The sequence below is a fragment of the Acidovorax sp. 94 genome, assembly GCF_003634645.1.
Taxonomy (GTDB): Bacteria; Pseudomonadota; Gammaproteobacteria; order Burkholderiales; family Burkholderiaceae_C; genus Acidovorax; species Acidovorax facilis.
This window is the reverse complement of record NZ_RBJA01000001.1, coordinates 1084757-1107646: the sequence shown is the minus strand read 5'-3', so window position 1 is coordinate 1107646 and position 22890 is coordinate 1084757. Positions and strand designations below refer to the sequence as shown.

The 22890-nt window shown below is 65.0% G+C and carries 19 protein-coding genes and 1 pseudogene; 4 read left to right on the top strand and 16 right to left on the bottom strand.

The window, feature by feature from the left end:
- Positions 1 to 24 precede the first annotated feature (24 nt).
- A pseudogene (locus C8C94_RS05185) lies at positions 25 to 1149 on the top strand (NADH:flavin oxidoreductase/NADH oxidase).
- Between the two features lie 35 nt (positions 1150 to 1184).
- On the opposite strand, the gene C8C94_RS05180 reads toward C8C94_RS05185, so the two are convergent.
- From C8C94_RS05180 to C8C94_RS05150, 7 genes are all read right to left on the bottom strand, one after another.
- Positions 1185 to 2108, bottom strand: a complete 924-nt coding sequence (locus C8C94_RS05180) for an SMP-30/gluconolactonase/LRE family protein (RefSeq protein ID WP_121419966.1) — start codon at positions 2106 to 2108, stop codon at positions 1185 to 1187.
- Between the two features lie 17 nt (positions 2109 to 2125).
- A complete protein-coding gene (locus C8C94_RS05175) occupies positions 2126 to 3028 on the bottom strand; it encodes an amidohydrolase (protein WP_121419965.1) in 903 nt (300 codons plus the stop codon).
- Between the two features lie 3 nt (positions 3029 to 3031).
- On the bottom strand, positions 3032 to 3988 hold the full coding sequence (locus C8C94_RS05170; RefSeq protein ID WP_121419964.1) for a tripartite tricarboxylate transporter substrate binding protein: 957 nt from the start codon (positions 3986 to 3988) through the stop codon (positions 3032 to 3034).
- Positions 3989 to 4174: 186 nt separating this feature from the next.
- The gene (locus tag C8C94_RS05165) at positions 4175 to 5173 is read right to left on the bottom strand and encodes a tripartite tricarboxylate transporter substrate binding protein (protein WP_121419963.1); all 999 of its coding nucleotides are present in this window, start codon (positions 5171 to 5173) and stop codon (positions 4175 to 4177) included.
- Positions 5174 to 5246: 73 nt separating this feature from the next.
- Positions 5247 to 6188, bottom strand: a complete 942-nt coding sequence (locus tag C8C94_RS05160; protein WP_121419962.1) for an NAD(P)-dependent oxidoreductase — start codon at positions 6186 to 6188, stop codon at positions 5247 to 5249.
- Entirely contained in the window at positions 6185 to 6871 is a 687-nt protein-coding gene (locus C8C94_RS05155) for an RraA family protein (protein ID WP_121419961.1), read from the bottom strand. Before C8C94_RS05155 ends, C8C94_RS05160 begins: the two co-directional genes overlap by 4 nt.
- 195 nt (positions 6872 to 7066) lie before the next feature.
- Complete coding sequence (locus C8C94_RS05150; RefSeq protein ID WP_121422712.1) at positions 7067 to 8062, bottom strand: tripartite tricarboxylate transporter substrate binding protein; 996 nt, start codon at positions 8060 to 8062, stop codon at positions 7067 to 7069.
- A 146-nt stretch (positions 8063 to 8208) separates the two neighbouring features.
- Between C8C94_RS05150 and C8C94_RS05145 the strand changes: the two genes are divergently transcribed.
- Positions 8209 to 9012: an IclR family transcriptional regulator gene (locus tag C8C94_RS05145; RefSeq protein WP_370449738.1), complete on the top strand. Its 804-nt coding sequence runs from the start codon at positions 8209 to 8211 to the stop codon at positions 9010 to 9012.
- Between the two features lie 45 nt (positions 9013 to 9057).
- Complete coding sequence (locus C8C94_RS05140; RefSeq protein WP_121422710.1) at positions 9058 to 9630, top strand: peroxidase-related enzyme; 573 nt, start codon at positions 9058 to 9060, stop codon at positions 9628 to 9630.
- 79 nt (positions 9631 to 9709) lie between these two features.
- Here C8C94_RS05140 and C8C94_RS05135 read toward each other — a convergent pair whose 3' ends face one another.
- Both C8C94_RS05135 and C8C94_RS05130 read right to left on the bottom strand, forming a co-directional pair.
- Positions 9710 to 10135, bottom strand: a complete 426-nt coding sequence (locus C8C94_RS05135; protein WP_121419960.1) for a thioesterase family protein — start codon at positions 10133 to 10135, stop codon at positions 9710 to 9712.
- Positions 10136 to 10155: 20 nt separating this feature from the next.
- Positions 10156 to 10938 carry an SDR family oxidoreductase gene (locus C8C94_RS05130; protein ID WP_055402392.1) on the bottom strand — a complete coding sequence of 261 codons (783 nt, stop codon included), beginning with the start codon at positions 10936 to 10938 and terminating at the stop codon, positions 10156 to 10158.
- A gap of 139 nt (positions 10939 to 11077) precedes the next feature.
- Between C8C94_RS05130 and C8C94_RS05125 the strand changes: the two genes are divergently transcribed.
- Entirely contained in the window at positions 11078 to 12778 is a 1701-nt protein-coding gene (locus C8C94_RS05125; protein WP_121419959.1) for an electron transfer flavoprotein-ubiquinone oxidoreductase, read from the top strand.
- An 82-nt stretch (positions 12779 to 12860) separates the two neighbouring features.
- Here the strand turns inward: C8C94_RS05125 and C8C94_RS05120 are convergent, their stop codons facing one another.
- From C8C94_RS05120 to C8C94_RS05090, 7 genes are all read right to left on the bottom strand, one after another.
- A complete protein-coding gene (locus C8C94_RS05120; RefSeq protein ID WP_121419958.1) occupies positions 12861 to 14534 on the bottom strand; it encodes a methyl-accepting chemotaxis protein in 1674 nt (557 codons plus the stop codon).
- A 131-nt stretch (positions 14535 to 14665) separates the two neighbouring features.
- Complete coding sequence (locus C8C94_RS05115) at positions 14666 to 18319, bottom strand: hydantoinase B/oxoprolinase family protein (protein WP_121419957.1); 3654 nt, start codon at positions 18317 to 18319, stop codon at positions 14666 to 14668.
- A 44-nt stretch (positions 18320 to 18363) separates the two neighbouring features.
- Positions 18364 to 18936 carry a hypothetical protein gene (locus tag C8C94_RS05110; RefSeq protein WP_121419956.1) on the bottom strand — a complete coding sequence of 191 codons (573 nt, stop codon included), beginning with the start codon at positions 18934 to 18936 and terminating at the stop codon, positions 18364 to 18366.
- Positions 18937 to 18970: 34 nt separating this feature from the next.
- Positions 18971 to 19936 (bottom strand): TRAP transporter substrate-binding protein, encoded by a 966-nt coding sequence (locus tag C8C94_RS05105; protein WP_055402383.1) that lies wholly within the window; start codon positions 19934 to 19936, stop codon positions 18971 to 18973.
- A 43-nt stretch (positions 19937 to 19979) separates the two neighbouring features.
- Positions 19980 to 21278, bottom strand: coding sequence for a TRAP transporter large permease (locus C8C94_RS05100; RefSeq protein ID WP_121419955.1), 1299 nt, complete (start codon positions 21276 to 21278; stop codon positions 19980 to 19982).
- 20 nt (positions 21279 to 21298) lie between these two features.
- Positions 21299 to 21808, bottom strand: a complete 510-nt coding sequence (locus C8C94_RS05095; RefSeq protein ID WP_055402379.1) for a TRAP transporter small permease — start codon at positions 21806 to 21808, stop codon at positions 21299 to 21301.
- A 110-nt stretch (positions 21809 to 21918) separates the two neighbouring features.
- Positions 21919 to 22884 (bottom strand): TRAP transporter substrate-binding protein, encoded by a 966-nt coding sequence (locus C8C94_RS05090; RefSeq protein ID WP_121419954.1) that lies wholly within the window; start codon positions 22882 to 22884, stop codon positions 21919 to 21921.
- Between the last annotated feature and the right edge of the window lie 6 nt (positions 22885 to 22890).

Sequence of the window (22890 nt, the reverse complement as noted above, 5' to 3'; positions counted from 1 at the left end):
TCAACCGACAAGAAAACAAGCTGCATGTCTGCCCTGTTCACACCGTTCCAGCTCAAAAGCGTCACCCTGCGCAACCGCATCGCGATCCCGCCGATGTGTCAGTAAAGCGCGGTGGATGGCTTCACCAATGAATGGCACCAAGCGCATTACGCCGGTCTCGCTCGCGGCGGCGCAGGCCTGGTGATCGTCGAGGCCACGGGCGTATCGCCCGAAGGCCGCATCACCCCGGCCTGCACAGGCCTTTGGAACGACCAGCAGATCGAAGGCATGAGCCGCATCGCCGCCAGCATCAAGGCCGCTGGCGCCGTGCCCGGCATCCAGATCGCCCACGCAGGCCGCAAGGCCAGCGCCCAACGCCCCTGGGAAGGCGATGACCACATTCCCGAGAACGACGCGCGTGCCTGGCAGCCGATAGCACCGTCCGCCATTGCTTACGGCGGCGGTCTGCCCCGGGTACCCCAGGCCATGACACTGCAAGACATTGCCCGCGTGCAGGCCGACTTTGTGGCCGCCGCACGTCGCGCACTGGCCGCAGGGTTCGAGTGGCTGGAACTGCACTTTGCCCACGGCTACCTAGCGCAGAGCTTCTTCTCGCCCCACAGCAACCAGCGCACCGACCAGTACGGCGGCAGCTTTGACAACCGCGCGCGCTTTCTGCTGGAAACCGTGGAGGCCGTGCGCAAGGTGTGGCCCGCGCACCTGCCACTCACGGCACGCTTCGGAGTCATCGAATACGACGGACGCGACGAGGAAACCGTGGCCGAGTCCATTGAGCTGGTGCGCAAGATGCGCGAACGTGGCCTGGATATGGTCAACGTCAGCGCGAACTTCGTGATTGCCGAGACGCAGATTCCCTGGGCAACCCCCGCCTTCCTGGCCCCGGTCGCACAGCGCGTGCGCAGCGAAGCCGACCTGCCCGTGGCCTCGTCGTGGGGCATCGATGACCCGAAAATCGCAGAACGTGCAGTGGCCGACGGCCAGATGGATCTGGTGATGATCGGCCGCGCCCACCTGTCCAATCCGCACTACACCTACCACCTGGCGCAGGTGCTGGGCGTGCAAAAGCCCGAATGGAACACGCTGCCCGCGCCTTACGCGCACTGGCTGTCACGCTATCGCGGCGCCGCAAAGGTCGCCGCAGCCCAGTAAAGCTCTGAAAACGCCCTTGCCCTTTGGCCCGACATTCAGTCCGGGGTCGAACGGTGCAGGGGTAGCCCCGCCACATCCAGCCGTGCGCACAGGATGTGGCCGTGGGTCGAGTCGGTCACGAACACCGTGTGCCCGCCCTCCCCACCATAAGCCAGATTGGTGGTGGAGGCTCCGGCAGGCCCCCGCAGCACCAGCACGGGCTCGGCCCGGTGGTTGAGCACCCACACATAACCCAGGCCCGGGTTGGCCACCAACAAGCGCCCCGCCCCATCCACCGCAAGCCCATCGGGGCCGCTCGGGCCATAGGACGTGAAGAACTGCCCCACCTTGGCCACGCTGCCATCGGGCAGCAGCGGCACGCGCCACACGCAGTTGCTACGTGTGGCGGCCAGGTACAGCACGCGGCCGTCGGGCGACAGGGCCACGCCGTTGGGGCTGGGCACGTTGGCCAGCAACAGGTCGAGCTGGCCATTGGGGCGCAGCCGGTACAGGCGCCCGCTCGGGTCGTGCAGGCCGCTCTGGCCCTGGTCGGTGAAGTACAGGTTGCCGTCGGCGTCGAAGATCAAATCGTTCACGCCCTTGAAGCGCTCGCTGTTGCGGCGTTCCAGGTACGGCGTGACCCTGCCGGTCGCGATATCGAGCCGCATCAACCCGTTCTTGTAGTCGGTGATGAGCAGCGTGCCCGCATCCATGAACTTCATGCCATTGGGCTCGCCGTCGTACTCGGCCAGCAGCGTCCACGCGCCCTGCGGGTCGATGCGGAAGATGCGGCCCCAGGGGATGTCGGTCACGTACAGGTTGCCCGCGTCGTCGAACACAGGGCCTTCGAGGAACGAATCGGTGGCAGTGCCGCCCCGGTTGGCATCGGCCCAGGCGCTGCGCTCGGGGCGGCGGAAGGTGTCGGGCATGGAGCTGAAAAACGCCAGCTCGCGGACCTCGGGGGATTGCAGCAGAAACATGGAAGAGGCTTTCGTTGTCAGGAGGTGGTGCTGAAACCATAAAGCCGCGCCGGGTTGTCCACCAGGATACGGTCCATCGCGGCATCCGAGCCCGCCCAGGCGCGCAGCAGGTCCACCAGGTCGGCATCGTTCACGGTGCCCGGCGCCTCGGTGGTGTGGGGCCAGTCGCTACCCCACACCAGGTGACTGGGGGCAGCCCGCACCAGGGCTTGCCCCAGCGGCAGGGTGTCGGCGTAGCTGGGGCCCCGCACGGCAGAGCGCATGTAGGCGCCCGAGAGCTTGACCCAGGTGTTGCCGCTGTCCAGCAAGCGGCGCAGCACGCCAAAGGCTTGGGCCGATGGCCCTTCGGCCGGGTCGATGCGCCCCAGGTGATCGATGACCAGCGGCACCGGCAGCGCCTGCAGCACAGGCGCCAGCGCCACGATCTGCTCCGGGTGCGCGAACACCTGGATGTGCCAGCCAGCGCAGTCCGCATGCCGTGCCACCTTGCCCGCCAGTGTGGTCAGCATCTGCGCCGTGGTGGTGCCCCACGATTGGGGTGAGACAAAGTTGACCCGCAGCCCGCACACGCGGCGCGCGGCCAGCCGGGCCAGCTCTGCATCGCTCACGCGGGGGTCCACCACTGCAACGCCGCGTGCGTCGTCACCCAACTGGTCCAGCGCATCCAGCGTGCAGGCGTTGTCGGTGCCATAGGTGGATGGCGTGACCACCACCGTGCGTGTGCTGCCCAGGCGCTGCTGCAGCTGTCGGTAGGCGGCCACGGGCGCATCGGGCGGCGTGCGCGGCCAATGGGCAGACGGTGCAAAACGTGCATCGAAGATGTGCATGTGGCTGTCGCACGCGCCGGGCGGCAGCAGGCGCTGCGGGCGGTTCAGGCCCACCGAGTGCGGCACGGGCGTGGTCAGCGCGGGCAAAGACATGGCTCAGTCGAGTTTGATGTTGCCCTTCTTCACCACCTCGCCCCACTTGCTGTCTTCCTTCTTGAGGAAGGCGGCAAACTCCGCAGGCGTGGAACCGATGGGCTGGGCGCCCAGGTCGGCCAGGCGCTGCTTCACTTCGTCTTCTTTCAGCACCTCTTGCAGGGCCTGCTGCAGTTTGGTGGCCACGTCGGCAGGTACGCCCGCAGGCAGAAACACGCCGTTCCACTCGTAGGCCTCATAGCCGGGGATGGCCGCCTCGGCCACCGTGGGCACATCGGGCAGGCGCTTGGAACGCTCGGGCGCCGACACGGCCAGCGCGCGCAGCTTGCCGCCCGCCACATGCGGATAGGTCGCAGCCACGGTGCCGAACATGAAGTCCACCTGGCCCGCGATCACATCGGTGATGGCGGGGCCGCCGCTCTTGTAGGGCACATGCACCATATCGAGGCCCAGCTTCTGGGCCATCAGCTCCGCGGCCAGGCGCTGCACCGTGCCACTGCCGCCCGAGGCAAAGTTGATCTTGCCGGGCTGCGCCTTGGCCTTGGCAATCAGCTCGCCCACGTTCTTGTAGGGCGCATCGGCCTTCACGATGAGCACATTGGGCGCCAGCAGCACCAGCGACAGTGGCTGCAGCGCGGTGCTGGCATACGGCATCTTGGGGAACAGGTGCGGGTTGATGGAGTGTGGCGTGGCGTCGTACAGCATGGTGTAGCCATCCGCCGGGGCCTTGGCCACAAAACTCGCGCCAATGGTGCCACTGGCGCCCGCCTTGTTGTCCACAATCACGCTGCCGCCCAGCTTGGCACCCAGGCGGGTGGCCACCACGCGGGCCACCGCATCGGCCGCGCCGCCAGGGGCATAGGGCACGACGAGGGTGATGGGCCGCTCGGGGAAGGCGGCGTGGGCCAGGCCTGCAGCCAAGGCGCAGGCGGCGATCAAGGGTTTGAGAAAACGCAACATGAAGTCTCCTTATCTATTCAATCCATGAAGAACAAACAGGTATCGCTGGCCCATGGCCTGCGAAACTGGCGCTGACAAAGCGCAGGCAGCCGTGCAAGGGCCGCCCCGCCGCACTGGCTGCGTCCCCCTTCCCGCATCGCGCAGCGAGGCGAGAGAGGGGGGAAGGCGCAAAGCGCCTCAGGGGGGTCAATCCACTTTCAGATCAAGCTCGCGTGCAATCTGCGTATAGGTGGCCACTTCACGGCCGACCTGGCTGGCAAACGCCGCGCCGCAGGTGGCATCGGCGTCCAGCCCCAGGCCGCGCAACTTGTCGTTGGCCGCAGGGCTTTGCACAAAGTCCCTGGCCACGCGCTCCAGCTGCTGGGCAATGGCGTCGTCCAGGCCCGCCGGGGCCAGCAGGCCATACCAGGCGTCGGCTGAATACTTGCCGCCACCGGCCTCGGCAAACGTGGCCACATCGGGCAGCAGCGACGACCGCTTGGGCGATGCCACGGCCAGCGCGGTGAGCTTGCCGCTCTTGATCTGCGGCAGCACTGAGCCCAGCGTGGCAAACGAGCTGTCGAGCTGGCCGCCCACCAAGTCCGTGACCACTGGCGCGGCGCCCTTGTAGGGCACGTGGTTCAGCTGCAGGCTGTTGGCGCGGGCAAACATCTCGGTGGCAAAGTGGCCTGAGCTGCCCACGCCCGCCGTGCCTGCGGACAGACGCCCCGGCTCCTTGCGCGCACGGGCCATGTACTCGGCCAGCGACTTCACGGGCAGGGCCTGCCCCACCACCAGCACCGTGGGGCTGGTGGCCACGGTGCACAGCGGCTTGAACGACTTCACCGCATCGAACTTCACCCGCCCGGCGTACAGCCCCGGGATCATGGTGTGATTGGTGGCGCCAAACAGCAGCGTGTAGCCGTCGGCGGGCGCGCTGGCCACCGCCTGGGCGGCCAGGATGGTGTTGGCGCCGGGCTTGTTGTCCACCACAAAGGGCTGGCCCAGCGCGCGGCTGGCGTGGTCGGCAAACGCACGGGCCACCACGTCGGTGGGGCCGCCTGCGGCAAAACCCACCACCAGCTTGACGGGCTTGTGGGGGAACGCAGTTTGCGCCCCTGCTGCGCTGGATGCTATACAAACAATAGCTATCAGCGCATGATGGACGCGCGCAGAGGCCGTTTTTCTTCTCAAAATAGTGTGCATGTCTTTGTCTCCATGGGCCGAGGCGCCCTGCCCCGTGCCTTTTTTCTCTTTGCTTTCAGGAAGGGGGCTGGCGTCAGGCCGCAGCCATCGCTGCGCCAGGCACCCGGGCCAGCACGGCCAGCAGGTTCTGCGCCGCGCCCACGCCCATGTTCACGTAGGCATCGCTGGTCACACCGCCGATGTGGGGGCTGAGGATGAAGTGCTTCTCGCCCTGGAAGGGATGGCCCGCCGTCATCGGCTCGACCGCGAAGCTGTCCAGCCCCGCCGCCATCACCTGGCCCGAGCGCACGGCCGCCAGCAGCGCGGCCTCGTCGATCAGGCCGCCACGCGCCGTGTTCACCACGATCACGCCGCGCTTGCACTGCGCCAGCGTGGTGGCGTTCAGCATGCCCCGGTTCTCGTCAGTCAGCGGGCAGTGCAGAGACACGGCATCGGCTTCGCGCCAGATCGTCTCCAGGCACACACTCTGCACGTAGGCTGGCAGGTTCTTCGCAAACGGGTCAAAGCCGATCACGCGCATGCCCAGGGCGTCGGCCATCTTGGCAAACCGCAGGCCGATGGCGCCCAGGCCCACCAGGCCCACGGTGCGGCCACCCAGCTCCAGGCTTTTGTGTGTGGCCTTGTCCCAGTGGCCCGCGTGCATGCGCGCATCGAGCTGCACCACCGATTTGGCGCAGGCCAGCAGCAGCGCCAGCGCCTGCTCGGCCACGGCCGCAGCGTTGGCGCCTACGGCGGCCACCACCTCAATGCCCCGGGCCTTGGCCGCCACCTTGTCGATGGTGTCGGTGCCACTGCCGTGCTTGGAGATGACCTTGAGCGCCGGGGCCGCGTCCATCACCGCAGCGCCCACCTTGCCGTAGCGCACGATGATGGCCACGGGGTTGTGCGCACCGCACAGGGCCACCATGTCTTCTTCGGTAGGCGTCTTGCCTGCGTAGACGATGTCGTAGCCCGTGAGCAGGTCCAGGGCTTGCTGCGCCAGATCGGCGCCGGTGACGATGATGGTTTGGCTCACAGCGATTCCCCTTCCTTCAGCACGCCAGCAGCGCGCAGCGCGGCAGGCAGCCATTTCGATGCGGTGTCGCCGCGTGCAATGGCTTCGATGCGGGCGGCTTCGTCGGCCACCTTCTTGTCGGCCAGGGCCAGCATGGCGGGGGCTTTTTCGCGCTCAATCACCACCACGCCATCAGCATCGCCCACGACCAGGTCACCCGCGTTCACCACGGCACCACCGGCGCAGATGGGGTGGTTGATGCGGCCGGGCACGTACTTGGTGGGCCCTGCGGGGTTGAAGCCCGCGCTGAACACGGGGAAGTCCAGCTCCAGAATTTCCAGCTTGTCGCGGATGGCGGCGTCCACGATCACGCCCGCCAGGCCGCGCTTTTTGCAGGCGCTGAGCATCAGCGTGCCCATCAGGGCCGCCGTCTGGTCGCCCTTGCCGTCGATCACCAGCACATCGCCCGGCTGAGCCAGGGCAATGGCGGCGTGGATCATGAGGTTGTCGCCGGGGCGCACTTCGACGGTGAAGGCAGGGCCCGCCACCTTCATGTTCTGGTGCACGGGCGCCACGCGGCCGTGCATGGTGCCGCGGCGGCCCGCCACGTCGGCCAGGATGGCGGCCTGGTAGGTGGCCGCTTTGCTCACGACGTCGGCGCTGACGCGCTCGATGGTGCGGATGATTTCAGGGAGTTGGCTCATGGGGAATCCTTGGAAAGAACGCGGAGATGCTGGGGAGCGAATGGGCGCGGCTGACTGGGATGCGGGTGCAAGGCGCCCATGCCGCAGCGCAACCAGCCCCGGACTCAGCGGCTGGCGAAGTGCAGATGAAATGCGAAGGTGAAGAAGTGGGGCGGGCAGATACGCGGGACAAACCGCCCCCCCAGCGTGAGCCCGTCAGTCCAGGCTGGCGCCCGAGTCCTTGACGATCTTGGCCCAGCGCGGCACTTCGGCTTTGAGCAGCGCGCTGAACTGCTCGGCGGTGCCGCCCAGCACATCGCCGCCTTCGGAGCGCAGCTTGTCGGCCACATCGGGCTGCTGCAGGGCCGCGTTGATGGCCTTGTTGAGCTGCGCCAGGATGGGTGTGGGCGTACCGGCAGGGGCCAGGATGCCGAACCAGGTCACGGCCTCGAAGCCCTTGTAGCCCGACTCGGCCAGCGTGGGCACATCCGGCAGTTGCGGCGAGCGCTTGGCCGAGGTGATGGCAATCACCTTGAGCTTGCCGTTGCGCACCTGGCCCAGCAGCGTGGGCACCGACGACATGTACAGGTCGATCTGCCCGCCCACCAGGTCCGTCATGGCCTGGGCCGCGCCCTTGTAGGGGATGTGGCGCAGCTTGATGTCGGCGGCGTTTTCGGCCAGCTCCCCGGCCAGGTGGGCCACGGTGCCGTTGCCCGAATAGCCCAGCGTGAGCGCATCGGGCTTGCCCTTGGCGGCCGCCACCACATCAGCGTAGCTCTTGAAGGGTGAGTTGATGGGCGCAGCCATGACGATGGGCGAGGACGAGACGAGCGCCACGGGCACAAGGTCCTTGAGCGGGTCGTACGGCAGCTTGGGGTAGAGCGTGGGGTTGATGGCCAGGTTGCTGGTCTGGCCAATGACGAGCGTGTAGCCGTCGGCGGGTGACTTGGCGGCGGCATCCACCCCCAGGTTGCCGCCCGCGCCGGGGCGGTTGTCCACGATGACGTTCCACTTGTTCTGGTCCGTGAGCTTTTGCGCCACCGTGCGGGCAATCATGTCGGTGCCGCCGCCGGGCGGGAACGGCACGATGAGGCGGATGGGTTTGCTGGGGTAAGCGGCCTGCGCCAGAGCGGCCCCGGTGGGTGCGGCTGCGGCCGCAAAGCCCAGGAAGGCAGCGCACAGGGAGCGCGAAAGCGAAGTGAAGGCGGTCATGAATTTGTCTCCGTTGTGGTGGTTCGTCACGCCGGTCTGCAGGGCCTTTGTTGTGATACGTGTTCTGGTCCGGCGCCGTGGGTGCGACTGTACGCAGACGTTTCAACCCATACAATGCAGTTGCGTACCATGAAACGAATTGCGCCATGAGCAACCACCCCGCCAAGCCCTCCCAACCCCTCGCCCCCGCGCCCCGTCCCATGGCTCCGGCAGATGCAGAACCCGGTGGTGGTGTCATCGCCGTCACACGTGCCCTGCAGGTGCTGGAAGCCTTTGCACTGGGCGAATCCAGCCTGCCCCTGGCCGAGCTGAGCCGCCGCTGCGGCCTGCACAAGACCACGGTGCTGCGCCTGGCGCGCACGCTGGCGCAGTCGGGCTTCATGGTGCAGCGCGAGGACGGCGACTGGCGCCTGGGCCCGGCCGCAGGCTGGCTGGGGGCGCGCTACCAGGCCGGTTTTGACGTGCAGAACGTGCTGGAGCCCGCGCTGCGCGAGCTGACCCTTGCCACGGGCGAAAGCGCCGCGTTTTATGTGCGCGAAGGCAATGTGCGGACCTGCCTCGTCCGTGTGGAAGGCCCGCAGGCGCTGCGCCACCACGCACGCATGGGCGAAGGCCTGCCGCTGGACAAAGGATCGCCGGGCCGTGTGATCCTGGCGTTTTCTGGCGAGCCGGGCAAGGCCTATGAAGAGATCCGCAGAAAGGGCTACCACTGGTCGATTGGCGAGCGCGAACAGGGCGTGGCCACCGTGTCAGCGCCGGTGTTTGGCATGCACTGGCGGCTGATGGGCTCGGTGTGCATTTCGGGCCCGGCATCGCGCCTGCCCGCCGAAAAGCTCGAAGCGCTGGCGCAGACAGTGATGGCTGCGGCCACCCAGTTGTCGTATGCGCTGGCGGGCAATTCGGCCGCGCCCGCACAAAGCCCTGTACGAGCCACCCAGTGGCATCCGTGATACTTGCCCCGCAACCTCAACTCACAAAAACCACAGGAGACCGCCGTGAGCCGCTACCCTTTTCCCGACCTGAACACCCTGCCCGAAGACATCCGCGCACGCATCGTGGAAGTGCAGGAGAAGGCGGGCTTCATCCCCAACGTGTTCCTGGCATTTGCGCGCCGCCCGGCCGAGTGGCGAGCGTTCTTCGCGTACCACGATGCACTCATGCTGAAAGAAGAAGGCAGCCTGACCAAGGGCGAGCGCGAGATGATCGTCACTACCACCAGTGCCGCCAACCAGTGTCTGTATTGCGTGGTGGCCCACGGCGCCATCCTGCGCATCTACGAAAAGAAACCGTTTGTGGCCGACCAGGTGGCCGTGAACCACCGCAAGGCCGACATCAGCCCGCGCCAGCGCGCCATGCTCGACTTTGCGATGAAGGTCTGCCTTGACGCACACGAAGTCGAGGACGCCGACTTTGTGGCCCTGCACGCCCATGGTTTTGACGACGAGGACATCTGGGACATCGCGGCCATCACTGCGTTCTTTGGCCTGAGCAACCGCATGGCCAGCTTTGCGGGCATGCAGCCCAACCCAGAGTTTTACTTGATGGGACGGGTGCCCAAGCAGAAGTAAGTGCCCTGGCGCAATTACTACATGTTTGATAGCTACTGGCGCTTAACCAATAAGCGCTAGAGCCCTATTTCATTCAAATTCAATCCGCAGAGACCAGCGCCCGCATCCAGTCCGGCAAGGGCGCTGCCTTCTGCTGCGGGAAGTCCACCCAGATGGTGGTGGCGCCACCTGCCGCGCAAATCACGCCGGGCTGGTCCGTGCGCTCCATGGTGCCCCAGGTCTCGAACGTGGTGCGGCCCGGGTCGCTCACATAGAGCTTGAGCAGCACGTCAGCCGGGTATTCGAGCTGCTTGTAGAAATTGCAGAACGCATTGACGATGACCGGCCCCTGACCGCGCGGATCGGGGTTGCAGCCCACGGACACCATCCACTCAATGCGGGCCGTCTCCAGGTATCTGAAATACACCGTGTTATTGACATGGCCCATCGCGTCCATGTCGCCCCAGCGCACGGGGAAGCGCATTTCAAAAACCAGCTTCTTGACTTCCGGGATTTCAATCTTCATGGCTTCGCACACCCGAGGGATCAGACCCCAAAGCCGTCGTCAGCCGCAATCACCGCACCATTGATGAAATGGCTCTGGTCGCTGGCCAGCATCACCAGCAGCGCATCCAGGTCTTGCGCGTTGCCCACGCGCTTGCGGGGCAGCATGTCGATGAGCTTCTTGCCCTGCTCGGTCTGCCAGTGGTGGTGATTGATTTCCGTGTCGATGTAGCCCGGGCAGATCGCATTCACGTTGATGCCGAACCTGCCCCATTCGATGGCCATGGCCTTGGTCATCTGCACCACGGCGGCCTTGCTCATGCAATAGGCGCCGATCTGCGGCAACACCTTGAGGCCCGCCATCGAGGCAATGTTGATGATGCGCCCGCCCGTGAAGCTGCCCGGCGCCGCGCCGCGCGAGCGGGCCAGCATGCGCTTGCCCACCTCTTGCGCCACAAAGAAGGCGCCCTTCACGTTGGTGTCGAAGATGAAGTCGTAGTCCTCGGGCGTCACGTCCTGAATGCGCTGCGTGGTGCTCACGCCCGAGTTGTTCACCAGAATGTCGATGGAGCCCATTTCGGTCTCGGCATGGGCCACGGCGGACTTGATGGAGTCGTGGTCGGTCACATCGAGTTCGATCACATGGGCATCACCGCCCTCGCCTTCGATGCGCGCACGCAGCTCCTTGAGCTTTTCCACGCGGCGACTGGCCAGCACGACGCCTGCGCCCGCGCGGGCCAACGTGCGGGCAAACTGAGCGCCCAGGCCGCTGGAGGCGCCCGTGATGAAGGCCACGCGGCCGGACAAGTCGATGCTGTATGCCATTTAGAGTCTCCCTACTGATCAAAATAGAACGGTCGTTCGATTGTCCATATTCCGTGAATACAATCAGTCGCCAGACAGACAGGGCGCGGTCGGCGCTCTGTAGAAAATAATCCATTATCAAACGCCCGACGAGAAGCCCATGACCAACGAAGAAATCCTCGCCCAATACGGCCCCCGTGAATCCATGGAATACGACGTAGTGGTCGTTGGCGGTGGCCCTGGCGGCCTTGCCACTGCGATCCGCCTGAAGCAACTGGCGGCCGAAAAAGGCCAGGACGTCACGGTCGTGGTGCTCGAAAAAGGCTCCGAGCCCGGTGCGCACATCCTGTCGGGCGCCATCATGGACCCCAAGGCGCTCACCGAGCTGATCCCCGACTGGAAAAAGCGCGGCGCGCCGCTTAACCAGCCCGTCACCGACGACGCCTACATCTTCCTGTCTGAAAAATCGGGCTTTCGCGTGCCCAACATGTTCCTGCCACCGTTTGCGCAGAACCATGGCAACTACATCATCAGCCTGGGCAACCTGACCAAGTGGCTGGGCGAGCAGGCAGAGGCCCTGGGCGTGGAAATCTTCCCCGGCTTTACCGCCGCAGAGGTCCTCTACAACGATAACGGCTCCGTCAAGGGTGTGGCCACGGGCAATCTGGGCATCGGCAAGGACGGCGAGCCCACCGAAAACTTCCAGCTCGGTATGGAGCTGCTGGGTAAATACACCGTATTTGCCGAAGGCGCACGCGGCCACCTCGGCAAGCAGCTGATCGCTAAGTTCCACCTCGACAAGGACCGCGACCCGCAGAGCTTTGGCATTGGCGTGAAGGAACTCTGGGAAATCGACCCCAAGAAGCACCAGCCCGGCTTTGTGATGCACACCGCTGGCTGGCCCATGGAGAACGACACCTACGGCGGCGCCTTCCTGTACCACCTGGAGGGCAACAAGGTGGCCGTGGGCTTTGTGACCGGCCTGGGCTATCAGAACCCCTACCTCAGCCCCTTCGAGGAATTCCAGCGTTGGAAGACGCACCCGAACGTCCGCTACTACTTCGAAAATGAAAAGGGCGAAGTCACAGCCAAGCGACTGTCGTACGGCGCACGCGCGATCAACGCCAGCGGCATCAACGCCCTGCCCAAGACCGTGTTCCCGGGTGGCGCACTGGTGGGCTGCAATGCGGGCTACCTGAACGTGGGCCGCATCAAGGGCAGCCACGCCGCCATCAAGACCGGCATGCTGGCCGCTGAAGCCGCCTACGACGCCGTGGTGGCTGGCCGCCAGCACGACGAGCTGACAGCCTACCCAGAAGCCTTTGAAAAGAGCTGGCTGCACACCGAACTGAACAAGGACCGCAACTTCAAGAACTGGTTCAAGTACGGCCTGACCACGGCCACGCTGATGAACGGTTTCGAACAATTTGTGCTGCGCGGCCACATCCCCTGGACGTTGCACCGCGACAAGCCCGACCACGCGTACCTCAAGCCTGCGGCCGAGTGCAAACCCATCGTCTACCCCAAGCCCGATGGCAAGCTCACGTTCGACCGCCTCTCCAGCGTGTTCATCAGCAACACCAACCATGAAGAGAACCAGCCCGCCCACCTGACGCTCAAGGACGCGAGCGTGCCGGTCAACATCAACCTGGCCAAGTACGCGGGCCCCGAGGCGCGCTATTGCCCGGCGGGTGTTTATGAGTTTGTGCCCGACACCACCAAAGGCGGTGATGCCCAGCGCCTGCAGATCAACGCACAAAACTGCGTGCACTGCAAGACCTGCGACATCAAGGACCCCACTCAGAACATCGTGTGGGTCACGCCGGAGGGCGGCGGTGGCCCGAACTACGCGGGCATGTAAGCACCATCAAAATTCATAGCACCTAGTGTTTAAAGGGCCTGCGCTGCAGGCCCTTTTTTATTGATGTATCTGGCACTGGCGCTCACGCGGCTGCCCGCGTGAGTTGAAACTGCCCCATCGCACCCGCCAGCCGGTTGGCCTGGTCCTTGAGGCTCTGGGCCGCTGCAGCGCCCTGCTCCACCAGCGCGGCGTTTTGCTGCGTCATGTGGTCGAGCTGGTCGACCGCCTGGCTCACCTGGCCGATCTGCGTGCTCTGCTCGCTGCTGGCCTCGTTGATCTCGGACATCAGCGTGGTCACCCGCTCCACGCTCTGCACGATGTCGCCCATGGTGGAACCTGCGGTGACCACCAGCCGGGCGCCGTCACTCACCTTGTCCACACTGGTGGAGATCAACGCCTTGATCTCGCGCGCCGCATTGGCACTGCGCCCTGCGAGGCCCCGCACTTCGCTGGCCACCACGGCAAAGCCGCGCCCCTGTTCGCCCGCGCGGGCGGCCTCCACGGCGGCGTTCAGTGCCAGGATATTCGTCTGGAACGCAATGCCATCAATGATGCCCACGATGTCGGCGATCTTCTTGCTACTGGCGTTGATCTCTTCCATGGTCTTGACCACCTGGCTGACCACTTCGCCGCCTTTGCTGGCCACTTCGGTGGCGTTCAGCGCCAGGGCATTGGCCTGGCGTGTGCTGTCGGCATTGGCGGCCACCATCTGCGCCAGCTGCGCAATGCTGGCCGCCGTCTGCTGCAGGTTGCTGGCGGCATGCTCGGTGCGCATGCTCAGGTCAGTGTTGCCCGCAGCCACCTCCGAGCTGGCCACATGGATGGATTCGCCCGAGTCACGCACCTCGGTCACCACGTAGTGCAGCGACTCGACCATCTTGTCCAGCGCCGTGAGCAGCTGGCCAATCTCGTCGGTGCGCTGGGTTTGCATGCGCACCGTCAGGTCGCCCCGCGCCACCAGGTCGGCCGCCTCGCAGGCCTGGCGCAGCGGCAGCACGATGGAGCGCCGCAGCAGCCAGCCAAACAGCGCCGACAACGCCACCACCACCAGCACCGCCACAGCACTGACCCATTGCGCACGGGACGCGTCGGTAATCATGCTGTCACCCGCTTTCAGGGATGACTGCTCGGAGGCTGCGAGCAACTGGTCAATGGAGCGCAGGTACTGGGTCAAAGCAGCAGCGTGTTCCTGCAACTCCTTCTGGCTGATGATCTTGGCTTCGAGGGCGTTTTGCACCAGCGCATCCCGCAACACTGCATATTTCTGGCGTTGTTCCTGGGCTTCGGTCCACAGCGGCCCGGCGCTCTCGCTGGAGGACGCCTTGGCCATCGCTTCTTCAATGCGCTTGCGCATCGCGTCTTCAGCGGCGATTTGGCTGCGCATCTCAGCCACCAGCGGGAACACGTCGGACGACAACGTGGCGCGCAATGCAATCTGGCCGATATAGACAGACTGCGTTTTCCAGTCCCGCACCGTGCGCTCAATGGGCAGCTGCTCTGCAGTCAGCAGCGTAGCCTGGCGGCTGGTGTCCTGGCCCGTCAGCCAGGTGGTGGCGCCGAGCAAGGCCACCGCGAAGCCCAGAATGCCAAAGCTGGCCGCCAGCTTCTGCCCCACGCTCAGGGTGCGGCTGCGCCGCGCAGGCTCTGGACTCTGGGCGGCAGAGTCTGTTGTGGCACGGCTGACATCCGCTTGTACAGGTGCGGCGGAGAAGGTGGCGCCGCCAAGCGCCCCGGAAGTGGCTGGCAAGTAGTTCATGAGCGTTCTCCTGGTTCATTTCCCGCACCGTGCGGGGGTGGAAACCAGTGGTGGCAAGCGCTGTGCCCAGTGTGTCCCCGCAGGTACATCGCACACAGCACATGCCCCACTGGGGTCAGCGGCCCATCACGTCACGACGTGACACATTCGCCAAAGCCGCCACCGCCGGGGGTAGCGATCTCGAACACATCGCCAGGCTCCATCAGCGCCGCACCGATATGGCCCAGCTCTTCCACCTGGCCGTTGGCACGCAGCACGCGGTTGGCACCGGGCCGGCCGGGCTGGCCGCCTGCCATGCCAAAGGCGGGGTTCAGGCGCCCGTTGGACAAAATGCTGGCCGTCATCGCCTCCAGAAAGCGCACGCGCCGCACGCCACCATCACCACCCGCCCAGCGGCCTGCCCCGCCAGACCCGCGCTGGATCTCGTAGCTGTCGAGCACCACGGGGAAGCGGAACTCCAGCACCTCGGGGTCGGTCAGGCGCGAATTGGTCATGTGCGTCTGGACCACGCTGGTGCCGTCAAACCCGCGCACCGTGCGGCCCGAAGCATCGAACACCGCACCGGCACCGCTGCCGCCGGCAATGGTTTCGTAGTACTGGTACTGCGCATTGCCAAAGGTGAAGTTGTTCATGGTGGGCTGGCTGCCCGCCATCACGCCCAAGGCGCCGAACAGCGCATTGGTGATGCAGGTGGAGGTCTCCACATTGCCCGCCACCACCGAGGCCGGCGGGTTGGGGTTGAGCATGGAGCCCTGCGGGATGATGACCTGCAGGGGTTTCAAGCACCCGGCATTGAGCGGAATGTCATCGTCGACCAGCGTGCGGAACACATACAGCACCGCCGCCATGCACACAGCACGCGGGGCGTTGAAGTTGTTGGTCTGCTGCGCACTGGTGCCTGCAAAGTCGATCACCGCGCTGCGCTCGGCCACATTGACCTTGACCGACACGCTGATCTGTGCGCCGTTGTCCAGCTTCAGGGTGAACTGCCCGTCTTTGAGCTGCGTGATCACGCGGCGCACCGACTCTTCAGCGTTGTCCTGCACATGGCGCATGTAGGCCTGCACGACATCCAGGCCAAACTGTCCCACCATCTTCGAGAGTTCCTGCACACCCTTCTCGTTGGCGGCGATTTGCGCGCGCAGATCGGCCAGGTTCTGCTGGGGATTTCGGCTGGGGTATGGCGTGGTGCCGCCACCCGTCGTCAGCAGGCTGCGCACCTCTTCTTCCAGAAAGATGCCACGGTCCACCAGCTTCACGTTGTTGATCTGCACACCCTCTTCGTCGATGCGCGTGGAGAACGGTGGCATCGAGCCCGGCGTGGTGCCGCCGATGTCGGCATGGTGGCCCCGGCTGCCCACATAAAACGTGGGCTCCTTGCCCTCGGCCACATACACCGGGGTGATCACCGTCACATCGGGCAGATGGGTGCCGCCATGGTACGGGTCGTTGAGCATGTACACATCGCCCGGGTGCATCTTCCCCGCGTTCTCGCGGATCACGGTCTTGATGCTCTCACCCATGGAACCCAGGTGCACGGGCATGTGCGGCGCGTTGGCGATCAGGTTGCCCGTGGCATCGAAGAGCGCACAGCTGAAGTCCAGGCGCTCCTTGATGTTGACCGAGTAGGCCGTGTTCTGCAGCTGCAACCCCATCTGCTCAGCGATGTTCATGAACAGGTTGTTGAACACCTCCAGCAGCACCGGGTCCACCGTGGTGCCTGCGGCGTACTGCACCTTGCGCGCGGTGACGCGGTCCAGCACCAAGTGATCCAGGTCCGTGAGGCGCGCAGACCAGCCGGGCTCCACCACGGTGGTGGTGTTCTTCTCGGCAATGATGGCCGGGCCTGGGATCACGTCGCCAGGGTGCAGGTCCTCGCGCACCACCAGGGCGGCATCGTGCCATGCGCTGCCCGAGTACATCTTCACCGTCTCGCGCTGTGGGTGCTTGCGGTGCGGATGCACGGGAAGGCGCGGCTCGGCGGGGGCATCGCCCGCAATCATGGCCTCGACCGACACGGCCTCCACCACCAGACCCTTGCCTACCATCAGGAAGGCAAAACGCTGGCGATAGGCAGATTCGAAAGCGGCCTGGATGCTGGCCATGTCGCCAAACGGCACCACCAGGGCCGAATCGGTGCCTTCGTAGCGCACGTGCACGTTGTGGCGCACCTGCACCGGGTTGGCGCTGACCTGCTGGCGCTCCAGCTCGGCCTGGGCCGCAGAGCCCAGTGCGTCCAGGCGTTCCGCAATCAGCGGCAGCGATGCGGCGGCCAGTGGCATCTCCACCGCCTGTTCGCGGATCACCGTCTGGTCCGCCAGACCCATGCCATAAGCACTGAGCACGCCCGCCAGCGGGTGCACAAACACACGCGACATGCCCAAGGCGTCGGCCACCAGGCAGGCATGCTGGCCGCCCGCGCCACCAAAACACTGCAGCGTGTAGCGCGTCACGTCGTAGCCGCGTGCAACGCTGATCTTCTTGATGGCGTTGGCCATCTGCTGCACAGCGATCTGGATGAAGCCTTCGGCCACTTCTTCGGGCTTGCGCTGGGTCTGCGCAGCAATTTCTTCAAAGCGGGCACGCACCGCATCGGCGTCCAGTGTTTCGTTGGCGGCGGGGCCAAACACGCTGGGGAAGTAACGCGGCTGCACCTTGCCCACCATCACGTTGGCATCGGTCACTGCCAGCGGGCCGCCACGGCGGTAGCTCACCGGGCCTGGGTTGGCGCCTGCGCTTTCGGGGCCCACTCGGAAGCGGGCACCGTCGTAGGCCAATACCGAGCCGCCGCCAGCCGCCACCGTGTGGATGCTCATCATGGGGGCGCGCATGCGCACACCGGCGACGTGGGTTTCGAACTCGCGCTCGAACGCACCGGCGTAGTGACTTACATCCGTGGACGTTCCGCCCATGTCAAAGCCGATGACCTTTTCATGCCCGGCCAGGCCCGCCGTGCGCGCCATGCCTACGATGCCACCTGCGGGCCCCGACAGAATCGCATCCTTGCCCTGGAAGGTACCCGCATCGGTGAGGCCCCCCGAAGACTGCATGAAGAACAGCTTGACGCCCGGCATCTCGCTGGCGACCTGCTCCACATAGCGGCGCAGGATGGGTGAGAGGTAAGCATCCACCACGGTGGTGTCGCCCCGGCTCACGAACTTCATCATCGGGCTGGTTTCGTGCGAGGTGCTGATCTGCGTGAAGCCCACCTCTTTGGCGATGCGCTGAGCCGCCTGTTCATGCTGGGTGTAGCGGTAGCCGTGCATGAACACAATGGCCACGCTGCGCAGACCACGTCCGTAGGCGGCCAGCAGGTCGCCGCGCAGGCTGGGTTCGTCCAGTGCCTGCAGCACATCGCCATGGGCGCCCACCCGTTCGCACGCTTCGATCACCTCGGTGTACAAAAGCTCGGGCAACTGGATGTGGCGATCGAACAAACGGGGGCGGTTCTGGTAGGCAATACGCAGCGCGTCGCGAAAGCCGCGCGTGGTCACCAGCAGCGTGGGCTCGCCCTTGCGCTCCAGCAATGCGTTGGTGGCCACGGTGGTGCCCATCTTCACGCACTCCACCAGCGCGGGTGTGACGGGCTCGCCAGGCTTCAAACCCAGCAGGTGGCGGATGCCCGCCACGGCGGCGTCCTTGTACTGCTCGGGGTTTTCGGACAGCAGCTTGTGGGTGGTCAGCGAGCCATCGGGCCGCTTGGCCACGATGTCGGTGAATGTGCCCCCACGGTCAATCCAGAACTGCCAGCGGGGAATGTGGGTGGTGGGTGCAAGTTGTGTCATGGTGTGATGGTTTGCAAAGTGAAATGAAAGGGTTCGGTGCTCGCTCAGGCCGCCAGGGCCAGAGGGGAGCGGGCCGGGGCGCGCGGCGCGCGAGCCAGTGCCTCCAGCACCGCGCGCACAGAAGGAATGGAGGGCGCTGTGACCATTGCCTTGTCCGCTCCGCACCAGGGGCGGCTCAGTGCAGCGATCCAGGGCATCACGACATGGATGTCCGAGGGCGGCAGGGTCTGCATGCTGTCCACCACAATGCTCAGCTCCTGCGCCAGGCGCGAGCCCGGTGCAAAGCGCCAGTGGTACTGGCCGCAACCCAGGCGCACCGCGCGGCTGTCTTTTTCGGTCATGGCCACGAGCCAGGGGCAGTGAAACTCCGCGCACGCAGGATCGGGAGGATCGGCCAGACAGAAGCTGTACACGTTTTCATAAGTGCGGCCAAAGCGGCGTACCAGGGTTTCGGCAATGGCGTCGCGGCCGTGGGCCACCGGCGGAAAGTCCATGTCGCCCTGCCGCACGTCCATGCGCAGCAGCGCGCCGCCGGCAAAGGCCCGCTCGATCAGGTGAGGCCGGTTGCCATCCTTGGCCAGCAGATACATCTCGATGGTGTCGGAAGGGGTTTGCATGGTGATTCCTTGGTGATGCCAACAATGCAATGGCCTAGCGCTGCGTGTAGTACGGGATGAAGAGCTGGTTGGCCTCGCTCCCCACGGACCGCACCCATTCGCGGGAAAACCGTTCGCCCAGGCGTTTGAGTTCGGAGTCCAGCACCGCGGTGGGGGGCTCGACCTTGATGCCTTTGCGCTGCAGTTCGATCACCGACTCCTCGGCCACGGCGGCGCTCATCGCCCAGCCCCGTTTTTCGGCGTCTGCTGCAGCCTGGCTTACGGCCTGGCGCACCGGGGCGGGCAGTGCGTCAAACGCCTGCTGGTTCACGAAGACGATGTTCTTGGGGAACCAGGCGTTGATACCGTAGTACTGCTTGATCTGGCCCCAGACCTGGTTTTCCACTCCGGTCAAGGCCGATGTGATCATCGAATCCAGCTTTCCGGCCGCCAGGGCCTGGTTGACCTCGACCATGGGCACATCCACGGGCGTGGCGCCCAGCAGCTCGGCAATACGCACCGTGCCCGGGTTGTAGGTGCGCATGCGGGTGCCCTTGAAATCCACCGACGAACGCACCGGGACCGTGGTGAACAGCCCCTGCGGAGGCCACGGCACGGCGTACAAGGCTTTGAGCCCCTTGCGCGCCATGTGCACTTCGATCAACGGTCGCTGCACGTCCCACATGCGCCGTGCGTCGGCATAGCTGCGGACCACAAAAGGCACGGAATCGCCACCTGCCATGGGGATCTCGCGCACCAGGCTCGTCATGATGGTTTCGCCCGCCTGGGCCTTGCCGTCCTGCACCGCCTGAGGAATCTCCGCCAGTTTGAACAAGGCGTTGTTGGCATGCACTTCAATGCGCAATGCACCGGCTGAAGCACGCTCCACGTCCTGCGCAAACTGGACGATATTGCGCGTGTGGAACGACTCCGCCCGGTAGCCCGTGGCCAGCTTCCACTGGGTTTGGGCGTGCAGCACCGGTGCCACGGCAAGCGCGGCCAACAACACGATGGTCTTCATGGTGAGCTCCTGTACGGACTTTTCGGCGAGGGGTGCTGCGGGGTCAGCCCTGCATCTGGCGTGGCAGCCAGAGCACGACGTCGGGCACGAAATACGTCAGGATGACCGCAACGATCATCAATGCGAACAAAGGCAGCGCAGTGCGGGCGATCCAGGTAACTTCGCGGCGCGTCATGCCCTGCAGCACAAAGAGGTTGAAGCCCACCGGCGGCGTGATCTGCGCCATCTCCACCACCAACACGATGAAGATGCCGAACCACACCAGGTCAAAGCCTGCAGCTTCCACCGTGGGCAGCAGCACCGCGATGGTCAGCACCACCATGGAGATGCCATCCAGGAAGCAGCCCAGCAGGATGAAAAACACGATGAGCAGCAGCATCAGCGCAAAGGGCGACAGGTGCAGGGCGCCAATGAACTCGGCCAGGTGGCGTGGCAGGCCGATGAAGCCCATGGCCAGTGTGAGGAACGCGGCGCCCGCCAGGATGAGGCCGATCATGCAGTACACGCGGCAGGCAGCGACCAGCCCGTCCTTGAAGCGCGCCCAATCGAGTGATCCCTCGATCTTCGCCAGGATCAGCGACCCGCCCACACCCAGCGCCGCGGCCTCGGTGGCGGTGGCAATACCGCTGTAGATGGCGCCCAGCACCACCACGATGAGCGACACCACAGGGATCAGGTGGCGCGACGCATAGAGCTTCTGCACAAAGCTCAGGCGGGCATCGGGCGCTGGCACCTTGTCCTTGTTGAACAAGGCCCACACGACGATGTAGCCCATGAACAGTGCTGCCAGCAGCAGGCCTGGAATCACGCCGGCCAGGAACAGCTTGGAGATCGACACATTGGCCGCCACGCCATAGACGATCATGATGATCGACGGCGGGATCAGCAGGCCCAGCGTGCCTGCGCCAGCCAGTGTGCCCACCGAGATGTCTTCGGGATAGCCACGCTGCTTGAGTTCGGGCAGCGTGATCTTGCCGATGGTCGCGCAAGTGGCCGCCGATGAGCCCGAGATGGCAGCGAAGATGGTGCAGCCCACCACGTTCACATGCAACAGACGGCCGGGCAGACGGTCCAGCCAGGGCGCCAGGCCTTTGAACATGCTGCTCGACAGCTTGCTGCGAAACAGTATCTCGCCCATCCAGAGGAATAGCGGCAAGGCCGTGAGCGTCCAGCTGGAGGTAGACCCCCAGATGGTCAGCATCATGCTGTCGCCCACGGGGCGGCTGGTAAAAAGCTCCATACCGACCAGCGCCACCGCAAGCAGTGACAGGCCGATCCACAAACCCGAACCGAGCACTGCAAAGAGCACCACGATCAGGCCAAAGGCAATGATGACGTCCATGTTGATTTCTCCTGCGGGGGTTACTCGGAACGGGCCGATTCAGACACGGCCATGAAGGCCACGCCCTGAAAGCGCAGGATGAGCGCATGGGCAAACGACAGCGCAAAGCCGATGCAGCCCATGGCCATGCTGATCTGGGGAATCCACAGCGGCGAAGCATCGGCCGCAGGCGAAATGTCGTGCGTGACGTAGGAAATCCACACCGAGCGCACTGCGTAGCAGGCGATATAGGCCGTGAGCACCAGTGCACTGGACAGGCAGAACCATTCAAAGGCGCCGCGCCAGCGTGACGGCAGCCGGTCGAGCAACAGGGTCACCCGGATGTGGTCTCCGTTTTGCAATGTGCCGGGCAATGCAAAGAACAGCGCTGCGGCGATGGCGTAGCCTGCATACGCGTCGAGACCGTCGATGTTGACGTGAATGACCTCGCGGGCAAACACGCCCAGCGTGACTGCGGCGAACGCAGCCAGCATGGACAGGCCGGACAGCAACATCAGCAGCCTGTAGAAATTTCGGACGAGTTTGTCCATGGCGTACTCCGGTAACGCTTGAAAAAAATGAGGGGGAGTGGCGACGAAAGAACTGGGCAGCAGGCGCCTGTGCTACCCCGGCCCCACTGCGGGGGCCCGGAAAACGCCGGTTACTTCTTGCGGTAGGCGTCGATGATGGCTTGGCCCTCGGCCCCGGCTGACTTCACCCAGTCGGCCGTCATGGACTCGCCAATGCTTGCCAGTTCCTTCTTGATGCTGTCGCTGGGCTCGGCCACGGTCATGCCTTTGGCGCCCAGCTCTTTGATGAACTCCTTGTCCACGCGCTCGCTCGTGGCCCAGCCGCGCTCTTCGGCGGCTGCCGCTGCCTTCAGCACGGCGTCCTGCAAAGGCTTGTCGAGGGCATCGAACGCCTTCTGGTTCACCACGGTGGCATTGCGCGGAAGCCATGCGCTGACGGGATAGAAGTGCTTCACCTGCTCATACAGCTTGGATTCCACGCCGCTGGCGCTGGACGTCAGGAAGTTCTGCACGGTGTTGGTAGCCAGCGCCTGGCCCAGCTCCGACAGCTGGATCGTCACCGGTTGCGCCTTGAGCAGTTGCGCAATGCGCGTGGTGGCGGGGTTGTAGGCCCGCATCTTGGTGCCTGCAAAGTCCGCGGGCGTACTCACGGGCTTGAGCGAGTAGAGCGACTGGCCGGGCCATGGCACGCTGAACAGCACTTTCACGCCTTGGGACGCGAGCAGCTTCTCCTGGGCAGGCTTGGCGGCCAGATACAGGCGCTTGGAATCGGCATAGCTCGTGGCCAAGAACGGAATCGAGTCCACACCAAACAGCGGGTTCTCGTTGGATGCGCCCGAGAGAATGAACTCGGCCGAAGGCACCTGGCCGGTTTGCACCGCACGCTTGATTTCGTTGGCCTTGTACAGCGAGCCACCGGGGTGCAACACGATCTTGAGCTTGCCGCCCGTGAGCTGATCCACCTCGTTGGCGAACTGCTGCACGTTCTGCGTCTGGAAGCTGTTGGCGCCATAACCCGTGGGCAGGTCCCACTTGATCTGGGCCTGGGCGGCGCAGACGCTGAGGACTGCGGACAAACAAATTGTGATTTTCTTCATGGTGGA

Bases quoted from the DNA above. Each gene is read 5' to 3' on its own strand.
- C8C94_RS05180 (WP_121419966.1), bottom strand. From the start codon at position 2,108: ATGTTTCTGCTGCAATCCCCCGAGGTCCGCGAGCTGGCGTTTTTCAGC.
- C8C94_RS05175 (WP_121419965.1), bottom strand. From the start codon at position 3,028: ATGTCTTTGCCCGCGCTGACCACGCCCGTGCCGCACTCGGTGGGCCTG.
- C8C94_RS05170 (WP_121419964.1), bottom strand. From the start codon at position 3,988: ATGTTGCGTTTTCTCAAACCCTTGATCGCCGCCTGCGCCTTGGCTGCA.
- C8C94_RS05165 (WP_121419963.1), bottom strand. From the start codon at position 5,173: ATGCACACTATTTTGAGAAGAAAAACGGCCTCTGCGCGCGTCCATCAT.
- C8C94_RS05155 (WP_121419961.1), bottom strand. From the start codon at position 6,871: ATGAGCCAACTCCCTGAAATCATCCGCACCATCGAGCGCGTCAGCGCC.
- C8C94_RS05150 (WP_121422712.1), bottom strand. From the start codon at position 8,062: ATGACCGCCTTCACTTCGCTTTCGCGCTCCCTGTGCGCTGCCTTCCTG.
- C8C94_RS05145 (WP_370449738.1), top strand. From the start codon at position 8,209: ATGAGCAACCACCCCGCCAAGCCCTCCCAACCCCTCGCCCCCGCGCCC.
- C8C94_RS05135 (WP_121419960.1), bottom strand. From the start codon at position 10,135: ATGAAGATTGAAATCCCGGAAGTCAAGAAGCTGGTTTTTGAAATGCGC.
- C8C94_RS05130 (WP_055402392.1), bottom strand. From the start codon at position 10,938: ATGGCATACAGCATCGACTTGTCCGGCCGCGTGGCCTTCATCACGGGC.
- C8C94_RS05125 (WP_121419959.1), top strand. From the start codon at position 11,078: ATGACCAACGAAGAAATCCTCGCCCAATACGGCCCCCGTGAATCCATG.
- C8C94_RS05120 (WP_121419958.1), bottom strand. From the start codon at position 14,534: ATGAACTACTTGCCAGCCACTTCCGGGGCGCTTGGCGGCGCCACCTTC.
- C8C94_RS05115 (WP_121419957.1), bottom strand. From the start codon at position 18,319: ATGACACAACTTGCACCCACCACCCACATTCCCCGCTGGCAGTTCTGG.
- C8C94_RS05110 (WP_121419956.1), bottom strand. From the start codon at position 18,936: ATGCAAACCCCTTCCGACACCATCGAGATGTATCTGCTGGCCAAGGAT.
- C8C94_RS05105 (WP_055402383.1), bottom strand. From the start codon at position 19,936: ATGAAGACCATCGTGTTGTTGGCCGCGCTTGCCGTGGCACCGGTGCTG.
- C8C94_RS05100 (WP_121419955.1), bottom strand. From the start codon at position 21,278: ATGGACGTCATCATTGCCTTTGGCCTGATCGTGGTGCTCTTTGCAGTG.
- C8C94_RS05095 (WP_055402379.1), bottom strand. From the start codon at position 21,808: ATGGACAAACTCGTCCGAAATTTCTACAGGCTGCTGATGTTGCTGTCC.
- C8C94_RS05090 (WP_121419954.1), bottom strand. From the start codon at position 22,884: ATGAAGAAAATCACAATTTGTTTGTCCGCAGTCCTCAGCGTCTGCGCC.